The organism is Amycolatopsis solani (assembly GCF_033441515.1).
Lineage (GTDB): Bacteria > Actinomycetota > Actinomycetes > Mycobacteriales > Pseudonocardiaceae > Amycolatopsis > Amycolatopsis solani.
Genome location: NZ_JAWQJT010000003.1, coordinates 1692691 through 1712327, shown reverse-complemented (window position 1 = coordinate 1712327; position 19637 = coordinate 1692691). Strand labels below are relative to the sequence as shown.

Annotated in this window: 19 protein-coding genes; all 19 read left to right on the top strand. The window is 72.0% G+C overall.

Going from position 1 to position 19637, the window contains the following annotated elements; translation table 11 throughout:
* Positions 1-86 precede the first annotated feature (86 nt).
* The 19 genes from SD460_RS40605 to SD460_RS40515 all read left to right on the top strand — a co-directional run bounded on the left by SD460_RS40605 (position 87) and on the right by SD460_RS40515 (position 19460).
* Positions 87-845, top strand: coding sequence for a CoA-transferase subunit beta (locus SD460_RS40605; protein ID WP_318307544.1), 759 nt, complete (start codon positions 87-89; stop codon positions 843-845).
* Positions 842-2023 (top strand): thiolase family protein, encoded by a 1182-nt coding sequence (locus tag SD460_RS40600; RefSeq protein WP_318307543.1) that lies wholly within the window; start codon positions 842-844, stop codon positions 2021-2023. The genes SD460_RS40605 and SD460_RS40600 overlap by 4 nt, the downstream gene beginning before the upstream one ends.
* A gap of 13 nt (positions 2024-2036) precedes the next feature.
* Positions 2037-2774: a protocatechuate 3,4-dioxygenase subunit beta gene (gene pcaH, locus SD460_RS40595; RefSeq protein WP_290059672.1), complete on the top strand. Its 738-nt coding sequence runs from the start codon at positions 2037-2039 to the stop codon at positions 2772-2774.
* Positions 2771-3325, top strand: a complete 555-nt coding sequence (gene pcaG, locus SD460_RS40590) for a protocatechuate 3,4-dioxygenase subunit alpha (protein WP_290059671.1) — start codon at positions 2771-2773, stop codon at positions 3323-3325. The genes pcaH and pcaG overlap by 4 nt, the downstream gene beginning before the upstream one ends.
* Positions 3322-4113: a 3-oxoadipate enol-lactonase gene (pcaD, locus tag SD460_RS40585; protein WP_290059670.1), complete on the top strand. Its 792-nt coding sequence runs from the start codon at positions 3322-3324 to the stop codon at positions 4111-4113. The genes pcaG and pcaD overlap by 4 nt, the downstream gene beginning before the upstream one ends.
* Complete coding sequence (gene pcaC / locus SD460_RS40580; protein ID WP_290059669.1) at positions 4110-4511, top strand: 4-carboxymuconolactone decarboxylase; 402 nt, start codon at positions 4110-4112, stop codon at positions 4509-4511. Before pcaD ends, pcaC begins: the two co-directional genes overlap by 4 nt.
* 10 nt (positions 4512-4521) lie before the next feature.
* Positions 4522-5352 (top strand): IclR family transcriptional regulator domain-containing protein, encoded by an 831-nt coding sequence (locus SD460_RS40575; RefSeq protein WP_290059668.1) that lies wholly within the window; start codon positions 4522-4524, stop codon positions 5350-5352.
* A complete protein-coding gene (locus SD460_RS40570; RefSeq protein WP_290059667.1) occupies positions 5345-5935 on the top strand; it encodes a nucleotidyltransferase family protein in 591 nt (196 codons plus the stop codon). The genes SD460_RS40575 and SD460_RS40570 overlap by 8 nt, the downstream gene beginning before the upstream one ends.
* 526 nt (positions 5936-6461) lie before the next feature.
* Entirely contained in the window at positions 6462-7331 is an 870-nt protein-coding gene (locus tag SD460_RS40565) for an AAA family ATPase (protein ID WP_290049852.1), read from the top strand.
* 31 nt (positions 7332-7362) lie between these two features.
* Positions 7363-9123: a glycosyltransferase family protein gene (locus SD460_RS40560; RefSeq protein WP_290049854.1), complete on the top strand. Its 1761-nt coding sequence runs from the start codon at positions 7363-7365 to the stop codon at positions 9121-9123.
* Between the two features lie 254 nt (positions 9124-9377).
* Positions 9378-10490, top strand: coding sequence for a vWA domain-containing protein (locus SD460_RS40555; RefSeq protein WP_318307542.1), 1113 nt, complete (start codon positions 9378-9380; stop codon positions 10488-10490).
* The gene (locus SD460_RS40550; protein ID WP_318307541.1) at positions 10483-11595 is read left to right on the top strand and encodes an XdhC family protein; all 1113 of its coding nucleotides are present in this window, start codon (positions 10483-10485) and stop codon (positions 11593-11595) included. Before SD460_RS40555 ends, SD460_RS40550 begins: the two co-directional genes overlap by 8 nt.
* A 266-nt stretch (positions 11596-11861) precedes the next feature.
* Complete coding sequence (locus tag SD460_RS40545; RefSeq protein ID WP_290049858.1) at positions 11862-12386, top strand: (2Fe-2S)-binding protein; 525 nt, start codon at positions 11862-11864, stop codon at positions 12384-12386.
* The gene (locus SD460_RS40540) at positions 12386-14827 is read left to right on the top strand and encodes a xanthine dehydrogenase family protein molybdopterin-binding subunit (RefSeq protein WP_290049860.1); all 2442 of its coding nucleotides are present in this window, start codon (positions 12386-12388) and stop codon (positions 14825-14827) included. The genes SD460_RS40545 and SD460_RS40540 overlap by 1 nt, the downstream gene beginning before the upstream one ends.
* Positions 14824-15678, top strand: a complete 855-nt coding sequence (locus SD460_RS40535) for an FAD binding domain-containing protein (RefSeq protein ID WP_290049862.1) — start codon at positions 14824-14826, stop codon at positions 15676-15678. The genes SD460_RS40540 and SD460_RS40535 overlap by 4 nt, the downstream gene beginning before the upstream one ends.
* Before the next feature lie 88 nt (positions 15679-15766).
* The gene (locus SD460_RS40530) at positions 15767-16516 is read left to right on the top strand and encodes an SRPBCC family protein (protein ID WP_318307540.1); all 750 of its coding nucleotides are present in this window, start codon (positions 15767-15769) and stop codon (positions 16514-16516) included.
* 312 nt (positions 16517-16828) lie between these two features.
* Positions 16829-18052, top strand: coding sequence for a GGDEF domain-containing protein (locus SD460_RS40525; protein WP_438860867.1), 1224 nt, complete (start codon positions 16829-16831; stop codon positions 18050-18052).
* A 44-nt stretch (positions 18053-18096) separates the two neighbouring features.
* Positions 18097-19161: an NAD(P)-binding domain-containing protein gene (locus SD460_RS40520; protein ID WP_290049866.1), complete on the top strand. Its 1065-nt coding sequence runs from the start codon at positions 18097-18099 to the stop codon at positions 19159-19161.
* A 68-nt stretch (positions 19162-19229) separates the two neighbouring features.
* Positions 19230-19460 carry a hypothetical protein gene (locus SD460_RS40515; RefSeq protein WP_290049868.1) on the top strand — a complete coding sequence of 77 codons (231 nt, stop codon included), beginning with the start codon at positions 19230-19232 and terminating at the stop codon, positions 19458-19460.
* Positions 19461-19637 lie beyond the last annotated feature (177 nt).

Below are 19637 nucleotides of genomic sequence, written 5' to 3'. Positions count from 1 at the left end.
GCAGATCCGGGCAGTCCGGTATCTCCGCGGCCGTCCGCCGGCGCGCCCCGTCCCCTCACCCGACCCCGCACCGCGGAGGCAGCAGCATGAGCACCGACTACACCGCGGACGAGATGATGAGCGTCGCGGCGGCCCGCGCCCTCGCCGGCGGCAAGTCCTGCTTCGTCGGCATCGGCCTCCCCAGCAAGGCGGCCAACCTCGCCCGCCGCACGCACGCCCCCGACCTCAACCTGATCTACGAATCGGGCTGCCTCGGCGCGAAGCCGTCCCGCCTCCCGCTCTCGATCGGCGACGGCGAGCTGGCCGACACCGCCGACGCCGTGGTCAGCGTCCCCGAGGTCTTCAACTACTGGCTCCAGCCGGGCCGCATCGACGTCGGCTTCCTCGGCGCCGCCCAGCTCGACAAGTTCGGCAACATCAACACCACCGTGATCGGTTCCGACTACCACGACCCGAAGGTCCGCCTCCCCGGCGCCGGCGGCGCCCCCGAGATCGCGGCCTCCTGCGGCGAGGTGTTCGTGGTGCTGCGCCAGAACCCGCGCGCGTTCGTCGAGAAGGTCGACTTCGTGACGTCATTCGGCCACGGCACGGGCAAGGGCGACCGCGAGCGCCTCGGCCTCCCCGGCCGGGGCCCGACCCTGGTGGTCACCGACCTGGGTCTGCTCCGCCCCGACCCGGAGACCGCCGAGCTCACCCTCACCGAGCTCCACCCCGGCGTGGAGCTCGATCGGGTCGTCGCGGCCACGGGGTGGAAACTGAAGGTCGCGGAGGACCTCAAGACCACCCCCGCCCCGACCGAGCAGGAGCTGCAGGTGCTCCGAGACCTGGAGAAGGCGAGCGCATGACCGACGTCTACATCCTCGACGCGATCCGCACCCCGTTCGGCCGCTACGGCGGAGCGCTGGCCGGCGTCCGCCCGGACGACCTGGCCGCCGGGGTCCTCAAGGCCCTCCAACGCCGCAACGACCTCGATCCGTCCACAGTGGACGAAGTCACCCTCGGCGACGCGAACGGCGCGGGCGAGGACAACCGCAACGTCGCCCGCATGGCCGCGCTCCTCGCCGGCTGGCCGACGACCGTCCCGGGCAGCACCGTCAACCGCCTCTGCGGTTCCGGCCTCGACGCGGCGATCCAGGCCAGCCGCGCGATCCAGGTCGGGGACGCCTCGCTGGTCGTCGCCGGCGGCGTCGAGTCGATGACCCGCTCGCCGCTGGTCATGCCGAAGCCCGAAAAGGCGTTCCCCGCCGGCAACCAGACCCTCTACAACACCGCGCTCGGCTGGCGCATGGTCAACCCGGCGATGCCGTCGCAGTGGACGATCTCCCTCGGCGAGTCCACCGAGCAACTCGCCGAGCGTTACGGCATCGGCCGCGACGAGCAGGACGCCTTCGCCGCGCGCAGCCACGTCAACGCGGCCAAGGCCTGGGACGAAGGCTTCTACGACGACCTGGTCGTCCCGGTCGAGGGCGTCGACCTGGCCCGCGACGAAGGCATCCGCCCGGACTCCAGCCCGGAGAAGCTCGCCAAGCTGAAGCCCGTCTTCCGCAAGGAGAACGGCACCGTCACGGCGGGCAACGCCTCCCCGCTGAACGACGGCGCCTCGGCCCTCCTGCTCGGCGACGAAGCGAGCGCGAACCGGCTCGGCGCGACCCCGCTCGCCCGCATCGTCGGCCGAGGCGCGGCCGGCGTCGACCCGGACGTCTTCGGCATCGGCCCGGTGCGCGCGGCCGAGATCGCCCTCGAGCGCGCCGGCATCGGCTGGGACGACCTGGCCGCGGTCGAGCTCAACGAGGCCTTCGCCGCCCAGTCGCTGGCCTGCCTGCGCGACTGGAAGGACCTCGACCCGGAGATCGTGAACACCCACGGCGGCGCGATCGCCATCGGGCACCCGCTCGGCGCGTCGGGCGGCCGGATCCTCGGCACCCTGGCCCACGACCTGCACCGCCGCGGCGGGGGCTGGGGACTGGCCGCCATCTGCATCGGCGTCGGCCAGGGCCTGGCCGTCGTCCTCGAAGGCCGGTAGAAGGAGAAGAGACGTGGCCACTCCGACCGAACTCAGGCTGCCGCGCTACGGGCAGGAACCCGAAGGCACGCACCCGCCCCTGGACTCCGCCGGCTACCGCTCCACGGCCTTGCGGCACCCCAAGCAGGACCTGGTGCTGCTCCCGCAGATGCTGACCGAGGTCACCGGGCCGCTGCTCGGCCCGGGCCGGCTCAACGAGCTCGACAACGACCTCACCCGCCAGCACGCGGGCGAGCCGCAGGGGCAGCGGATCATCGTCACCGGCCGGCTCCTCGACGGCGAGGGCCGCCCGGTGCGCGACTCCCTCGTCGAGATCTGGCAGGCGAACGCCGGTGGCCGCTACCGGCACACCGGCGACCGCTGGCCGTCCCCGCTCGACCCGAACTTCGACGGCGTCGGGCGCACTCTGACCGACAGCGACGGCCGTTACACCTTCACCACCATCAAGCCCGGCGCGTACCCGTGGAAGAACCACGACAACGCCTGGCGTCCCGCGCACATCCACTTCTCGGTGTTCGGGTCGGCGTTCACGCAGCGGCTGGTCACCCAGATGTACTTCCCGGACGACCCGCTGTTCTCCCAGGACCCGATCTTCAACTCGATCCCGGACGAGAAGGCCCGGCAGCGGATGGTCTCGCGCTACGACCACGAGATCACCCAGTCCGAATGGGCGCTCGGGTTCCAGTTCGACATCGTGCTGCGCGGGCGCGACGCGTCGGTCTTCGAAGAGGAAGAGGACGAGGACGAATGACCAGGCTGCTCCCCACCCCTTCGCAGACGGTCGGTCCCTACCTGTCGATCGGGCTGCCTTGGCCCGACGGCCCGCACGTGGTCCCCGAGGGCACACCCGGCGCGTTCTGGATCCGCGGCACGGTCCGCGACGGCAACGGCGACCCGGTCCCGGACGCGATGATCGAGACCTGGCAGGCCGACCCGGAGGGCGGCTTCGCCCACCCGGACGACCCGCGCGGCGCGCCCGGGAGCGAGTTCCGCGGCTTCGGCCGTTGCCCGACCGACGGGGACGGCACGTACGAGATCCTCACGCTGCTGCCCGGCGTGGTCCCCGGCGAGGGCGGCACCACGCAGGCCCCGCACATCGACGTGTCGGTGTTCGCGCGCGGCCTGCTCAACCGGGTCGTCACGCGGATCTACTTCGAGGACCAGGACAACTCCGCGGACCCGGTGCTCGCGACCGTCCCGGCGGAGCGGCGCGGCACGCTGATCGCGGCCAAGACCGAGGACGGCTACCGCTTCGACGTGCGCTTGCAGGGCGACGGCGAGACGGTGTTCTTCTCGGTATGAACGGAGGCGACGTGAGCGCAGTGCAGGTGCACCGGGTCGTGGAAGGCCCGGAGGACGGGCCGGTGGTGGTCTTCGGCGGGTCGCTCGGCAGCGACCTCCGGATGTGGGAGCCGCAGGTGGTGCCGCTGCTCGAACGCGGCTTCCGGGTGGTCCGCTACGACACGCGCGGCCACGGCGCCTCGCCGGTGCCGCCCGGCCCGTACGAACTCGACGACCTGGGCGCCGACGTGCTCGCGCTGCTCGACGAACTCGCCGTCGAGCGGGCGCACCTGGTGGGGCTTTCGCTCGGCGCGATGACCGGCATGTGGCTCGGCGCCCACGCGCCCGACCGGGTGGCGAGCCTGGTGCTGTGCTGCACGTCGGCGAAACTCGGCCCGCCGGAAATGTGGGCCGAGCGGGCCGCGAAGGTCCGCGCCGAGGGCACGGCCGCGGTCGCGGCGGCCGGCGTCTCCCGCTGGCTCACCCCGGCCTACGCCGAGCGTCACCCGGACCGCGCGGCCTACCTGCGGTCGATGATCGCCGGCGTCCCGGCCGAGGGGTACGCGGCCTGCTGCGGCGCGATCGAGCGGATGGACCAGCTCGACGCGCTGCCGAAGATCACCGCCCCGACCCTGGTGATCGCGGGCGCGGACGACCCGGCGACCCCGCCGGAGGAGCACGCGCGGCCGATCGCCGAGGGCATCCCGGGCGCGCGGCTGGAGGTCGTCGCGGACGCGGCGCACCTGGGCAGCTACGAGCGGCCGGCGGAGTTCACCCGGCTGATCCTCGACCACTTGGAGAGCGTGTGACGGACCGCTACGAACAGGGCATGAAGGTGCGGCGCGAGGTGCTCGGCGACGAGCACGTCGACCGCGCGGTCGCGGGCACGACGGACTTCAGCCGCCCGTTCCAGGACTACATCACCGAGGGCGCGTGGGGTTCGGTGTGGGCTCGCGACGGCCTCGACCGCCGGACGCGCAGCTGCGTGACCCTGGCGGCGCTGACCGCGTTGCAGGCGCACAACGAGCTGGCGATGCACGTCCGCGCGGCGGTCCGCAACGGCCTGACGGGCGCGGAGATCAGCGAGGTCCTCCTGCACACGGCCGTCTACGCGGGCGCACCGGCGGCGAACGCGGCGTTCGCCATCGCCCAGCGCACCCTCGCCGAGCTCGGCGAGCCGGGCGCCAGGCCGGCCGACGCCGGATAGGGTGCCGGTCATGGACGTGGGGAGGCACATCGAAGCCGAGCTGAACAGTGAGCCGGCCCACCGCGGCGCCCACCACGTGCAGTCGCTGGAGCGCGGCCTGGCCGTGATCAAGGCCTTCCACGCAGGAGCGGCGGAGCTGACCCTGAGCGACGTGGCCCGCGCAACGGGCCTCACCCGAGCGGCGGCGCGCCGGTTCCTGCTGACGTTGACCGACCTCGGCTACGTCCGCACCGACGGCAAGCACTTCTCCCTGACGGCCCGCGTGCTGGAGCTGGGGTACGCGTACCTGTCGAGCATGACGCTGCCCGAGGTGGCCCAACCTCACCTCGAGCACCTGTCGGCCACGGTCCACGAGTCGAGCTCGGTCTCGGTCCTGGAGGGCACCGACATCGTCTACGTGGCCCGCGTGGCGGTCTCCCGCATCATGACGGTCAGCATCAACGTCGGCACCCGCTTCCCGGCGTACGCGACGTCGATGGGCCACGTCCTGCTGGCGGGCCTCAGCAAGGCGGAGCTGGAGGCGTATTTCGAGGTGGCGAGCTTCGACCGCCTGACCGACCACACGGTCACCGCCCCCGACCCCCTGCGAGCGGAGCTGGCCAAGGTAGCCGACCAGGGCTGGGCGATGGTGGACCAGGAACTGGAGGAAGGCCTCCGCTCAGTGGCGGCCCCGATCCACGACCGCAAGGGCCGCACAGTGGCAGCGGTAAACCTCTCCACCCACGCAAGCCGCACAACGGCGGAGTCGGTCCGCGAGGATTTGGTTCCCCCACTCCTGGAGACGGCCCGCTCGATCGAAGCGGACTTGGCGATCGGAGCCCCAGGCCGAGCCCATGGCTGATTACCAGGTCGCGGGCCTCCTGCTGGCGGCGGGAGCGGGCCGCCGGTTCGGCGGGCCGAAGGCGCTCGTCGAACTCGACGGCGAGCCCCTGGTGCTCCGAGCTTGGCGCACCCTGACGGCGGCCGGCTGCACCCCGATCCGCGTGGTCCTGGGCGCGGCAGCCGACGAGATCCGCCCCCTCCTCCCAGACCCGTCGGCGGCGGTGTTCGCGGAGGACTGGCAGACCGGCATGGGCGCCTCCCTCCGAGCGGGCCTGGCCGCCTTGACCGAAACCGACGGCCCGGTGGCCGCGCTGGTCCACCTGGTCGACCTCCCGTGGGTCGGCCCCGAGATCCTCACCCGGGTCACCGCGGAGGCAACCCCCCGAACGATCGCCCGCGCGGCCTACCACGGAACCCCCGGCCACCCAGTCCTCCTCGGCCGCCACTGGTGGCCGGAGATCACCCCCACCGCCCACGGCGACCGAGGCGCTCGCGACTGGCTGTCCACCCGCGAGGACCTGAACCTGATCGAGTGCGCCGACCTCGGCAGCGGCCGTGATGTGGACCGACCCACCGACCTCCCGAGCCCACCTCCTCGCTGACGCCTCGAGCCCTGCAGCCCGAGGCGCTCGCGCAGGTAGCCCCGTCCACGCGAGCCCTCTCGGCTCCCCGCAGCCGAGCCGCCCGGCCCAGCACGAGCCGCAGGCAGTTTCCGGCCCGCGCGCACGAGCCACCCCGGTTCAGCAGCCGAGCCGCGCGCCAGCCACCTCGGCCCGCTGCAACCGAGCCGCAGCCAAGCCTCGCCCCAGCCGGCCCGCCCCGACCACCGCAACCGAGCCGCGCGCCCGCCACCCCGGCCCACCGCGACCGGCCCGCAGCCGAGCCGCCCGCCACCCCGGCCCACCGCAACCGGCCCGCCACCCCGGCCTACCGCGACCGGCCCGCAGCCGAGCCGCGCGCGAGCCGCGCCGGCCCGCAGCAATCGAGCCGCGCGCGCACCACCCCGCCCGCAACCGAGCCACCCCGCCCGCAACCGAGCCGCCCGCCAGCCTGCCTCGGGGTCATCCGTCCGTGCCTGCTCTCCCGCACACCCCGCACCCCGCCCTCCCGCCGCCTACGATCTACTGCGTGACCGACTTGCTCGCCTCGCCTGAAGAACTTGCCGTTGCGCTCGACGGGACCGGTTACCTGGCCGATGACGGGCTGGCCACCGCCGGGTTCCTCGCCCTCAAGATGGGGCGGCCGCTCTTCTGCGAAGGCGAACCCGGTACCGGCAAGACCTCGCTCGCGCTCGCCCTCGCCACCGCGCTCGGTCGGCCGCTCGTGCGGCTCCAGTGCCACGAAGGCATCGACGCCGCTCAAGCCCTCTACGAGTGGGACTTCCCGCGGCAGCTCCTGCACCTCCGGGCGCTCGAAGCCGCCGGTGAGCTGGATGTCGACGCCGCCGAGCGGTCGCTCTACACCGAACGGTTCCTGCTCGCCCGGCCGCTCCTGCAGGCCCTCAAAGCTCCCTGCGTCCTGCTCGTCGACGAGATCGACCGCGCCGACGACGAGTTCGAAGCCTTCCTCCTGCAGCTCCTCGACGAGAACGCCGTCACCATCCCCGAGTACGGCGAGGTCCGCGCCGAGCAGCCGCCGCTCGTGGTGCTCACCTCGAACCGGACGCGGGAGGTGCACGACGCTCTCAAGCGCCGCTGCCTCTACCACTGGCTGGAACACCCGGACCTGGTTCGGGAGGTGATGATCCTGCGCCGTAGGATCCCTCGAATAGGTGAAGTTTTAGCTCGGCAGATCGCTGAAGCGGTGCATCGGCTCCGTGAAATGGACCTGCTGAAGCCACCAGGAGTAGCGGAGTCACTCGATTGGGCGAGAGCCCTGATGGCTCTGGAACGCGACGAGCTGGACGCGGCCACCGCGGCGCGGACGCTCGGGGCCGTCCTGAAGTACAGCGAAGACCTCGATCGGGTACGGGCGAAACTCGACGCCTTGTTCGCCTGACCCGAGGCCCGAGACGGGGGAGAACCTGCGGATGAGCGTGGCGGAGACGACCGAGACCAGACCGGCGGCGGACGCCGGCGCCGCACCCGATCGGTCCGGACCGGTCAGGACGAGCACCTGGCGGGGCAAGCTCGCCGCCGTGGCCGCGGTGCTCGGGGGGACCGCGCTGATCGCCGTGCACGCCTCCTTCTACGGGCACTGGCTGATCGACGACGCCGCCATCACCTTCGCCTACTCGCGCAACGTCGCCGACGGCTTCGGGCCGGTCCTGCAGCCCGGCGCCTCGCCGGTCGAGGGGTACTCCAACCCCACCTGGATGGTGCTGCTCGCGCTCGGCAAGCTCGTCGGCCTGTTCGACCACGGGACGCTCTTCGGGATCAACGACCAGATCCTCTTCCCGAAGGCGCTCGCGCTGGCGTGCTGCCTGGGTGTCCTCGTCCTGTTCTACTTCGGCGCCAAGACGCTCACCCGCCGCCCGGCGCTGGTCACCTTCCTCACCGGGGCCGTGCTCGCCGCGATCCCGTCGTTCGTGATCTGGTGTTTCTCCGGGCTGGAGAACTCCTTCTACGCGCTGACCGTCGCCGCGCTCGCGGTGCTGATCCTGCGCGCCGTCCAAGGCGGCCGGCTGCTCGACACCCAGGTCGCCGTCGGCACCGGGCTGATCGCCGTGCTCGCCGCGCTGACCCGGCCCGACGGCATCATCTACGCCGGCGCCTACCCGATCGTCGTCCTGCTCTTCCTCAAGCGGGAGCTGCTCGGCCGCAGCGTGCGGGCGGTCGTGCTGTCCGTCGCCGGCTTCGCGGTGCCGTACGGCGCTTACGTCGTCTTCCGCTGGTTCGAATTCGGCCGGCTGGTGCCCAACACCGCCGTCGCGAAGGGGCAGGAGCCGCCGAACCTCGACGACCTCGCGCGGCCCGGGGAGATCGTCTCCTACGTCGGCTGGCTGGTCGTCGCGATCGCCGTCGCGTGCCTGGTCATGCTGATGATCCGGCCGTCGAAGCTGCGCACCGGCCTGATCGCGCTGCTGGCGCCGTTCGGGCTCACCGTCGTCGCCTACATCGTCCTCGAGTACGACTGGATGGGGCAGCTGCGCTTCGCCACCCCGGTCTGGACGCTCGGCGCGTTCGGCGCCGCCGTCGTGGTCGTCGAGGCCTTCGCCGCGGCCCGGCTGCGCGGCCGGATCGTGCTCGCCTGCCTGCTGGTCGTGGCCGCGGTCAGCTCGGTGAGCGGGTTCTACACCCAGGGCACCACCTACCGCGCCAACGTCAAGACCGCGTTCTGCATCGTCGCCGAGCGCGACGCGCAGGCCGTCAACGGCTTCGCGGACATCCTCAAGCTGCCGGACACCGCGCAGGTCGGGCTGATCGACCTCGGCGGTACGTCGCTGGGCAGCCGCATCCGGGTGCTCGACCTGGCCGGCCTCGGCGACAAGCCGATCGCCGACTACCTGCACCGCGCCGACATGCAGGGGCTGCGCGACTACGTCTTCACGCAGGCCAAGCCGGAGCTGATCACGTTCATCGGCTCGTGGATCACCACGCTGCAGTTCGACCAGGACCCCCGGTTCGAGCAGGACTACGTGACGATCTTCGTCAACCAGCCGATCGGCAACATGACCGTCGATTCGCGCAACTGGGTCAGCTACCACGTCCGGCGCGACCTGGTCGACGAGGCCAAGCTCGCCGAACTCCAGGCGTACGCGCAGAAGACGCTCCCGCCGATCCTGGAGCTGAACAAGACGGCCGGCCTGCGCGGCTGCGCGAACATCCAGCCCGGCATGAAGGTTTCCTGACCCACCAAGCCGAAACGCCCGCTCGGTCCACAATGGACCAGGCGGGCGTTTTTAATTGCGTTGCCGAGCGCGCGGGACTCCGGCATCCTTTTCCCAGTCCAGCCGAAATCTTTCCGAAGGCTCTTCGCGCCCACCCACCGCTACCTCGGGTCGGCCGCGGCGAAGAGCGCGGTCCGCGCGCCCACCCGGGGAGGGGCGGGCGCGCGGACCGCTCCGTTCCCCGCCGGAACGCCGAAGAAGCGCACAATGGAATCATGACCACCGCCGCCGATCCGGTCGCCGGGTACGCCGGGTTCGCCGCCGCGCTGCGCGAAGCCGGGGTCGCCTGCGACGCCCACCGCGTCCAGGCCTACCTGGCCGCCGTCGCGGAGATCGACGTCGCCGAGCCCACGCAGCTGTACTGGGCCGGGCGGCTGACGTTGTGCGCCAGCCCGGACGACCTCCCGAGCTACGAAGAAGCCTTCAGCCAGTGGTTTTCCATCGAGACGCCGACGCCGCAGCGGGCCAAGTCCGCCGCGCCGAAGCAGGCCAGGATCGCGCCGCTCGTCGACGCCGAAGGCGGGGACGCCGAGGGCGGCGATGGTCACGACCAGCTGAAAGTCGCCGCGAGCGCGCAGGAGGTCCTGCGTCACCGCGACCTCGCCGCGCTGACCACGGCCGAACGCGAACACCTCCGCGAACTGCTGGCCACCCTGCGGCCGACGCCTCCGAAGCGCCCGGCCGCCCGGCGGACTCCGTCGCGGCGCGGCCGGCTCGACCCGTCGCGCACGCTGCGCGCCATGCTGGCCAGCGGTGGCGAGCCCCTCAAGCTCGTGCACGCCCGCCGCGGCGCGCGCCCGCGCCGGGTGGTGCTGCTCATCGACGTCTCCGGCTCGATGAGCCCGTACGCCGACGCGCTGCTGCGGTTCGCCCACGTCCTGACGCGGTCCGCGCCCCAGGCCGTCGAGGTCTTCACCCTCGGCACGCGCCTCACGCGGGTGTCGCGCCAGCTGCGCCAGCGCGACCCGGAACGCGCCATGCTCGCCGCGGGTTCGGCGGTGCCGGACTTCGCCGGCGGCACCCGCCTCGGCGAGACGCTGCAGGCGTTCCTCGACCGCTGGGGACGCCGCGGGGTGGCCCGCCGCGCGGTGGTCACCGTCTTTTCCGACGGCTGGGAACGCGGCGACACCGGCCTGCTCGGCGAGCAGCTCGCCCACCTGCGCCGGCTCGCGCACGCCGTATTCTGGGTGAATCCCCACGCCGGACGGGCGGGGTACGCTCCGGTCCAGTCGGGCATCGTGGCCGCGCTGCCCCACATCGACCGGCTGCTGGCCGGGCACACCCTGGCCACTTTGGAACGACTGCTCCGGGAGATTGCCGATGCGTGACGTACTGGACGACGTGTTCCGCCGCTGGTCCGACGGCGAGACCGTCGGACTCGGCACCGTGGTCGCCACCTTCTCGTCGGCGCCGCGCGCGCCCGGCGCCGCGATGGTCGTCGCCGCGGACGGCACGGTCGCCGGCAGCGTGTCCGGCGGCTGCGTCGAAGGTGCGGTCTACGAACTCGCGCAGGAGGTCGTCGCCGAGCGCAAGCCGGTGCTGCAGCGCTACGGCGTCACCGACGACGACGCCTTCGCGGTCGGCCTGACCTGCGGCGGGATCATCGACATCTACGTCGAGCACGTCGACCGCGACTCCATGCCGGAGCTCGGCGACGTCGTCGCGTCGGTGCGCGGCGGCGAGCCGGTCGCGGTCGTCACGATCATCGAGCACGAGCGCGAAGGCCTGGTCGGCGAGCACATGATCGTGTGGCCGGACCGCACCGCGGGCTCGCTCGGCTCGTCGCGGATGGACGACGCCGTGGCCGACGACGCGCGCGGCCTGCTGGCCAGCGGCCGCACCGGCACCCTGCACTACGGCCCGGACGGGCAGCGCCGCGGCGAAGGCATGGCGGTGTTCGTCAACTCCTTCGAGCCGCCGCCCCGGCTCCTGGTCTTCGGCGCGATCGACTTCGCCGCCGCGATGGCCCGCATGGGCACCTACCTCGGCTACCAGGTCACGGTGTGCGACGCGCGGCCGGTGTTCGCCACCAGCAGCCGCTTCCCGGACGCGCACGACGTCGTCGTCGACTGGCCGCACCGCTACCTGAAGGCCGAAGCCGAAGCGGGCCGGATCGACCAGCGCACGGCGATCGCGGTGCTGACCCACGACCCGAAGTTCGACGTCCCGCTGCTGGAGGTCGCGCTGCGCCTGGACGTCGGCTACGTCGGCGCGATGGGCTCCCGCAAGACCCACGACGACCGGTTCTCGCGCCTGCGCGAAGCCGGGATCACCGAGGGGGAGCTGGAACGGCTGTCCTCGCCGATCGGCCTCGACCTGGGTGCCCGGACCCCGGAGGAGACGGCCGTTTCGATCGCCGCGGAAATCATCGCGCTGCGGTGGGGCGGCGGCGGAAAACGGCTCGCCGAGCTGACGGGACGCATCCACGGCTAACTGCTTGCGGGGGCTCCGGGTGGCGGAGCCCCCGGCCCGGGGCGAAGCCCCGGATATCACTGCTCCACCAGGTGGCCCACAAAAGTTCACCCATCCGGCGTTCCGCACTTACGGAGTTGCGCCGGTTCTCGACGCGTATCTGCGGAACAGGTAGTTGAACGTGTGACATCAGGGCTTGTCCGCGCGAAGGTCGCGTAGCACGCTCGGGAGTCTGTGAGCCCGATCACCTCGGGCAGGCCGTTCCCGAACCGGCTTTTGGAGGCCTGATGCGCATCACCGTCACCGTCGACGGGACGAAGTACACCGACGAAGTCGAGCCCCGCACCCTGCTCGTGCACCACCTGCGCGAAAAACTCGGCAAGGTCGGCACCGTCGTCGGCTGCGACACCAGCAACTGCGGCGCGTGCACCGTCCACCTCGACGGGCACAGCGTGAAGTCCTGCTCCGTGCTGGCCGTGCAAGCCGACGGCTGCGAGGTCACCACCATCGAAGGCCTCGCCCGCGACGGGCAGCTGCACCCGGTGCAGAAAGCCTTCCACGACAACCACGCCCTGCAGTGCGGGTTCTGCACCCCCGGCATGATCATGCAGTCGATCGACCTGCTCGCCGACAACCCGGACCCGGACGAACAGGCCGTCCGCGAGGGCCTCGAAGGCAACCTCTGCCGCTGCACCGGTTACCAGAACATCGTCCGCGCGGTCCGCGACGCCGCGCAGAACATGAGCCCCGGCGCCGGCCCCGAAGCCGAGCGGATCACCGAGACCAAGCACGTCGGCGTGGGTGGTGACTGATGACCGCCACGATCGAACCGGAGGTCGGGAAGTCCCGCCGCCGCAAGGAAGACGAACGGCTGATCACCGGCCGCACCCGCTGGACCGACAACATCACGCTGCCCGGGATGCTGCACATGGCGGTCCTGCGCAGCCCGTTCGCGCACGCCAAGATCGTCTCGATCGACACGTCGGCGGCGAAGAGCGCACCCGGTGTCGTCGCCGTGTTCACCGCGCGGGACCTCGACCCGGACAGCTCGATCGGCATGCCCTGCGCGTGGCCGATCACGCCGGACATGAAGGCGCCGCGCCGTCCGGTGCTCGCCGCCGACCAGGTCAACTTCGCCGGTGAAGGCGTCGCGGTCGTCGTCGCGCGGACGTCGGCCGAGGCGCACGACGCGCTCGAAGAGATCGACGTCGAGTACGACGAGCTCCCCGTCATCCTCGACATGGAAGCCGCGATCGCCGACGGCGCCCCGCTGGTCCACGAGGACCAGGGCAGCAACACCAGCGCCGTCTGGAAGTTCGACTCCGGCGAGGCCGGCACCGGCGGCAACGTCGAGGAGGCGATCAGCTCGGCCGAAGTCGTCGTCAAGCGGCGCTTCCGCCAGCAGCGCCTGGTCCCGGCGTTCATGGAGCCGCGCGCCTGCGTCGTCGACCCGACCGGCACCCAGCTCACCATGTGGTCGGCCACCCAGGTCCCGCACATCCTGCGCGTGATGTCGGCGCTGACGCTCGGCATCCCCGAGCACAAGCTGCGCGTGATCGCCCCGGACGTCGGCGGCGGCTTCGGCGGCAAGATCGGCGTGCTGCCCGAAGAGATGATGTCGCTGCTGGTCGCCCAGAAGCTCGGCAAACCGGTCAAGTGGAACGAGTCGCGGTCGGAGACCATGCTCGCCGCGCACCACGGCCGCGACCAGATCCAGGACATCACCATCTCGGCCACCCGCGACGGCCAGGTGACCGGCCTCAAGGTCGAGCTGCTCGCCAACCTCGGCGCGTACAACGGCCTGGTCGGCACCGGCGTGCCGATCCTCGGCGCGTTCATGTTCAACGCGATCTACAAGATCCCGGCGTACCACTTCGCGTGCACCAACGTGTACACGACGACGACGCTGACCGACGCCTACCGCGGCGCCGGCCGGCCGGAGGCGACGTTCGCGATCGAGCGGATCATGGACGAGCTCGCCGTCGAGCTCGGCGTGGACCCGCTGGAGCTGCGCGAGAAGAACTGGATCAAGCACGAGGAGTTCCCGTTCACCACGGTGTGCGGGCTGACCTACGACTCGGGCAACTACGAAGCCGCGACGGCGAAGGCCAAGCAGCTCTTCGACTACGACGGCCTGCGCGCCGAGCAGGAGAAGCGGCGCGCGTCCGGCGACAAGGTCCAGCTCGGCATCGGCATCTCGACGTTCACCGAGATGTGCGGGCTCGCGCCGTCGCGGGTGCTCGGCTCGCTCGACTACGGCGCCGGCGGCTGGGAGCACGCCGCGATCCGGATGCTCCCGACCGGCAAGGTCGAGGTCATCACCGGTGCCTCCGCGCACGGCCAGGGCCACGAGACGGCGTGGAGCCAGATCGTCGCCGACCAGCTGGGCGTCGCGTTCGAGGACGTCGAGATCATCCACGGCGACACCCAGTCCTCGCACAAGGGCATGGACACCTACGGCTCGCGGTCGCTGGTCGTCGGCGGGATCGCCATCGTCAAGGCGGCGGAGAAGGTCGTCGCGAAGGCCAAGCCGATTGCGGCGCACCTGCTCGAATGCGCCGAGGACGACCTCGAGTTCGCCAACGGCAAGTTCACCGTCAAGGGCACCGACACCTCGACGGGCATCGCCGACATCGCGCTCGCGGTGTTCGCGGCGCACAACCTGCCCGACGGGGTCGAGCCGTCGCTCGACTCGGACGCGACCTTCGACCCGGAGAACTTCTCCTACCCGCACGGCACGCACCTGTGCGCCGCCGAGGTGGACACGGAGACGGGCCGGGTCAAGCTGCGGTCCTACGTCTGCGTCGACGACGTCGGCGTCGCGGTGAACCCGCTGATCGTCGAGGGCCAGGTGCACGGCGGGCTCGCCCAGGGCATCGCGCAGGCGCTGTTCGAAGGCACCGAGCACGACGAAAGCGGCACGCTCACCACCGGCACGTTCGCCGACTACCTGCTGCCGTCGGCGGCCGACCTGCCGTCGTTCACCACCGACCGCACGGAAACGCCGTCGACGACCAACCCGCTCGGCGCCAAGGGCGTCGGCGAGGCGGGCACCATCGCCTCGACCCCGGCGGTGGTCAACGCGGTCATCGACGCCGTGCGCCACTTCGGGGTGAACGACATCGAGATGCCGCTGACCCCGATGCGGGTGTGGCACGCGGTGCAGCACGGCACCACCGACGCGGGCGGCCCCGGCCGCGGCGAAGCCGGTGGCGGACTCGGTTCGATCGACGCCTCCGGAGGTGCGCAGTGATCCCGGCTCCCTTCGACTACGTCCGCCCGTCCACAGTGGACGAAGCGGTGCAGGCGCTGGCGTCGGCGGGCGAGGACGCCAAGGTGCTGGCGGGCGGGCAGAGCCTGCTGCCGGTGCTGCGGATGCGGCTGGCCGCGCCGACGACCTTGGTCGACCTCGGGCGCGTCGCGGAGCTGCGCGGCGTGCGCGAGGACGGCGACGCGCTGGTGATCGGCTCGATGACGACGCACTACGACGTCCAGCGCGATTCGCTGGTCGGTGAACACGCGGCCCTGCTCAAGGCGGCGACCGACACGGTGGCCGACCCGCAGATCCGCCACCGCGGCACGCTCGGCGGCGCGATCGCCCACGCCGACCCGGCGGGCGACCTGCTGGCACCGGTGCTCGCACTGGACGCCTCGCTGGTGGTGGCCGGGCCTTCGGGGCGCCGGACGGTGCCGGCCGCGGAGTTCTTCCAGGACCTGTTCACCACGGCACTGGCGCCGGACGAACTGCTCGTCGAGGTCCGCGTGCCCAAGCACACCGGGTGGCGGGCGCACTACGAGAAGTTCAACCGGGTCGCCCAGGCGTGGTCGATGGTCGCGGTCGCGGTCACCGTCCGCACCGAGGCGGGGGTCATCGAGGAGGCCAGGGTCGCGCTGACGAACATGGGCTCCACGCCCGTCCGCGCTTCGGGCGTCGAAGCGGCGCTGGTCGGCGTTCAGGCCAAGGCGGACTCGATCCGCGCGGCGGCGGAGCACGCGGCCGAGGGCACGAATCCGCCGGTCGACGGCAACGCCGACGTCGAATACCGCCGCCACCTGGCGAAAGTGCTGACCGGTCGTGCCATCGCGGCGGCGGCCGGGGCCTGACCGACCGGATCGCCCACCCGGCCGCCGCCTCGGCGACGGCTAGGGTGGGCACCGGACACCCCAGGTCTGGCAGAGAGGAGGTCGGCCCGTGCGGCTCGACCACGAATTCACCGTCCCGGCCCCGATCGGCGAGGTCTGGCAGGCGGTCGTCGACCCCGAGCGCGTCGCCCCGTGCATGCCGGGAGCCACGCTGACCAAGGTCGAAGGGGACGCCTTCAGCGGGACGGTGAAGGTCAAGCTCGGGCCGATTTCACTGTTGTACAAGGGCAACGGCGAGTTCCTCGAAAAGGACGAGGCCGCGCACAAGGTCACGATCAAGGCGTCGGGCAAGGATTCGCGCGGCGCCGGCACGGCGGCCGCGACGGTGACCTTGACGTTGACGGAGAGCGACGGCGGCACCCACGGCACGGTGGCGACCGACCTGGCGATCACCGGCAAGCCCGCCCAGTTCGGCCGGGGGCTGATCAGCGAGGTGGGCGGCAAGATCCTGGACACGTTCGCGGGGTGCCTGTCGGGCAAGCTCGCCCCGGAACCGGCCGCTGCGCCCGCTCCCGCCGCGGCCCCGGCCCCGGCTCCCGCGGCGGCTGAGCCGGCGGCGAAGCCGGAACCGGCGGTCAAGCCCGCCCCGACGACCGCGGACATCAACACCGAGCCCCGCCCGGCGGCTCCGGCGCCCGAGCGTCCCCAGCTCCGGAGCGTCCCGGCGGCGCCGGAGACCGAAGCGATCGACCTGCTCGACTACGCCGGGCAGTCGGTCCTGAAGCGGCTGGCGCCGGTCCTGCTCGGGATCGCCGCGGTGGTCGGCCTGGTCGCGATCGTCCGCGCGCTCCGCAAGTAAGCACCGCACTGAAGGGGACTTTCCTGGCATGAGACGCCAGGAAAGTCCCCTTCAGTGCGTCAGATGCCAGGAGGGGACCCTTCAGGTCTACTGAGCGCGGGTGATCGGGCAGGTGCGTCGCGGTAATTCGTCCGGACCGGCGACGTGGCTCGCCCGAACGGCTACGCTGGGCTACCTGGTCGGCCGAACTTCGCGCAAGGGGTACGTCACGATGCCGGTTCGTCACATCCGTGGCTTCGGCTCTTGAGAGCCCAGGCCGCCGTGCGCCGGGAAGCGCTTTCCGACTGGCCGGGGTGGCCCGCGCGGTGGGAGGTGTGGACCGGGGCCAAGGCCCGCTGGATCGCCTACGCCCTCAGCTGCGAGCTGCTCGCCGTCGGCGCGACCGCGGTGGCGCTGGGTACCGGGTTCGGGGGGCCGGTGCGGCCCGTCTGGTTCGCGGTGCTCGTCGCGCTCGGGGTGGCGCAGGCCGAAATGTCGCGCCGCATCGAGCGGCTGCGGCGGTGGATGAGCGGGCAGACGCACATCAACGTCACCTCGGTATGGTACCTCGCCGGCGTCGTCCTGCTGCCGCCGGCGTGGGTGGCGCTGCTCGCGCTCGTGCTCTACGCGCACCTGTGGGTGCGGGTGTGGCGCCAGGTGCGGACGCGGCCCGCGCACCGCTTCGTCGCCAGCACGGCCTGGGCGATGCTCTCCTGCTTCGCGGCCTCGTCGGTGCTCGCCGTGCTGGGCCTGCACGGGACGCCGGTGCAGACACCGCGCGGGCTGGTCGCGCTCTGCCTGGCGGCCGCGGTGTTCGAGCTGGTGAACGTCGGGCTCGTGGCCGCGGGCATCTACCTCTACACGAGCCAGCGCTCGGTGGCCGACCTCGTCGGCACCTGGGAGGACAACGCCTTCGAGCTGGCGACCCTCTGCCTCGGCGGGCTGGCCGCGCTGGCGCTGGTCGAGCAGCCGGTGCTGGTGGTGTTCGTGGTCGCGCCCTTGCTGCTGCTGCACCGGTACCTGCTGCTGAAGCAGCAGCTGCAGGTCGCCGCCGTCACCGACGAGAAGACCGGGCTGCTCAACACCGCCGGCTGGCACGAGTCCGCGGTCCGGGAGCACGCCCGCGCGCTGCGCCGCGGGAACGGCAGCGGCTTCGCGGTGCTGATGATCGACCTCGACCACTTCAAGAAGATCAACGACACCTACGGCCACCTGACCGGCGACGACGTCCTGGCCGCCGTCGCGGTGGCGATCTCCGGCGCGGTGCGCCAGGGCGACACGGTCGGCCGCTTCGGCGGCGAGGAATTCGTGGTCCTGCTGCCCGGCATCGGCCGCGCCGACGTGCTCGCCATCGCCGAGCGGGTGCGGGTCGCGGTCGGCGAGCTCACCGTCGTGATCTCGACCGGGAGCGGGACGGTCCGCGTGAGCGGCCTGTCGGTGTCGATCGGGGTCGCGCGCCACCCCGGCACCGGGCCGACGCTCGACGACGTGCTCCGCGCCGCCGACGCGGCGTTGTACCGGGCGAAAGAAGCCGGCCGCAACCGGGTCGCCGTGTGACGAACGGCGTGGAATAGCCGCCCGCGCGGGCCGTTGAACCCGGTATGAGCGGCGCGGATCACGAAACGGACGTGGTGGTGATCGGGGCCGGCCAGGCGGGCCTGTCCGCGGCGTACCACCTGCGGCGCGCCGGGTTCGCCAACCGGACCGGCTTCGTCGTGCTGGACCACGGGAAGCGCGCCGGGGGAGCGTGGCAGTACCGCTGGCCTTCGCTGGTGCTCGGCAAGGTGCACGGCATCCACGACCTGCCCGGCATGGCCTTCGGCTCCCCGGACGTCACGCGGCCCGCGTCCGAAGTCGTGTCCGAGTACTTCGCGCGCTTCGAAAGCGTCTACGACCTCCCGGTGCTGCGGCCCGTCGACGTCCGGTCGGTGACGCGGGCGGGGGAGCGGCTCGTGGTTTCGAGCCCGGCGGAATCCTGGGCCGCGCGGGCCGTGATCAGCGCGACCGGCACCTGGGACCGGCCGTTCTGGCCGCACTACCCGGGCCAGGAGACGTTCGCCGGCCGTCAGGTGCACACCGCGGACTACGCCGGACCCGAGGACTTCCGCGGCAAGCGGGTGGTCGTCGTCGGCGGCGGGGCGTCGGCCGTGCAGCTGCTGATGGAGTTCGCCCCGCTCGCCCGCGCCACGGCCTGGGTGACCCGCCGCCCGCCGGTCTGGCGGGACGAGCCCTTCAGCGAGGACTGGGGACGCGCCGCCGTCGCGAAGGTCGACGAGCGGGTGCGGGCCGGGCTGCCGCCGGAGAGCGTGGTGAGCGTGACCGACCTGGCCGTGACGCCGGAGGTGCGGGCAGCGCGGGCGGCCGGGATCCTGGACCGCCGTCCGATGTTCGCCCGGATCGTGCCCTCGGGCGTCGAGTGGGCGGACGGCACGCGCTTCGACGCCGACGTGATCCTCTGGGCCACCGGGTTCCGCGCGGCGATCGACCACCTCGCCCCGCTGCACATCCGTGAACCGGGCGGCGGGATCCGCGTGGACGGCACGCGGGTGGCGCTCGAGCCGCGGCTGCACCTGGTCGGGTACGGGCCGTCGGCGAGCACGGTCGGCGCCAACCGGGCGGGCCGGGCCGCGGTCTCCGAGATCCGGAAGCTCCTGAAAGCGGCCTGACCACCCACTTACGGGCGATTTGTGGCGTTTCGCCCCGAATCGCCCCCGAGCCGTGAAATGATCTTGCGGTGAAGAAAGCACTGGGGCGTATCGCCGCCATCACCGTCATCTCCGGTTCCCTCCTCGGGTTCGCCGCGGGCACCGCTTCCGCGGGGAACCCTGAGTACATCCGCAGCTACCAGTGGCAGGCCGACTGCGAGCGCGCCGCCGACGAAATCCGTAGCGGGGCCGACCTCGCCGCGTACTGCCGGTGGGACCAGGGGCACACCGAGTGGGACCTGTACGTCCTCTCGCTCTGACCTCGTTCCGCGAAACAAAAGGTGCCGTCCCGCGCGGATGGCACCTTTTTTCGTGCCTGTTCCGCGGCACGGGGCAGTATCCCGCTCAGCGAAACAGGGCAGGACAAGTCTTGTCAGCCGAAGCTACTCGCCGTTAAAGTCCGCTTAGTTAGGAAACTTTCTTAACTGTTTTACCGA

Bases quoted from the DNA above. Each gene is read 5' to 3' on its own strand.
- SD460_RS40540 (WP_290049860.1), top strand. From the start codon at position 12,386: ATGACCGCCACGATCGAACCGGAGGTCGGGAAGTCCCGCCGCCGCAAG.
- pcaD (WP_290059670.1), top strand. From the start codon at position 3,322: ATGAACGGAGGCGACGTGAGCGCAGTGCAGGTGCACCGGGTCGTGGAA.
- pcaG (WP_290059671.1), top strand. From the start codon at position 2,771: ATGACCAGGCTGCTCCCCACCCCTTCGCAGACGGTCGGTCCCTACCTG.
- SD460_RS40600 (WP_318307543.1), top strand. From the start codon at position 842: ATGACCGACGTCTACATCCTCGACGCGATCCGCACCCCGTTCGGCCGC.
- SD460_RS40575 (WP_290059668.1), top strand. From the start codon at position 4,522: ATGGACGTGGGGAGGCACATCGAAGCCGAGCTGAACAGTGAGCCGGCC.
- SD460_RS40560 (WP_290049854.1), top strand. From the start codon at position 7,363: ATGAGCGTGGCGGAGACGACCGAGACCAGACCGGCGGCGGACGCCGGC.
- SD460_RS40555 (WP_318307542.1), top strand. From the start codon at position 9,378: ATGACCACCGCCGCCGATCCGGTCGCCGGGTACGCCGGGTTCGCCGCC.
- SD460_RS40570 (WP_290059667.1), top strand. From the start codon at position 5,345: ATGGCTGATTACCAGGTCGCGGGCCTCCTGCTGGCGGCGGGAGCGGGC.
- SD460_RS40545 (WP_290049858.1), top strand. From the start codon at position 11,862: ATGCGCATCACCGTCACCGTCGACGGGACGAAGTACACCGACGAAGTC.
- SD460_RS40605 (WP_318307544.1), top strand. From the start codon at position 87: ATGAGCACCGACTACACCGCGGACGAGATGATGAGCGTCGCGGCGGCC.
- SD460_RS40550 (WP_318307541.1), top strand. From the start codon at position 10,483: ATGCGTGACGTACTGGACGACGTGTTCCGCCGCTGGTCCGACGGCGAG.
- SD460_RS40520 (WP_290049866.1), top strand. From the start codon at position 18,097: ATGAGCGGCGCGGATCACGAAACGGACGTGGTGGTGATCGGGGCCGGC.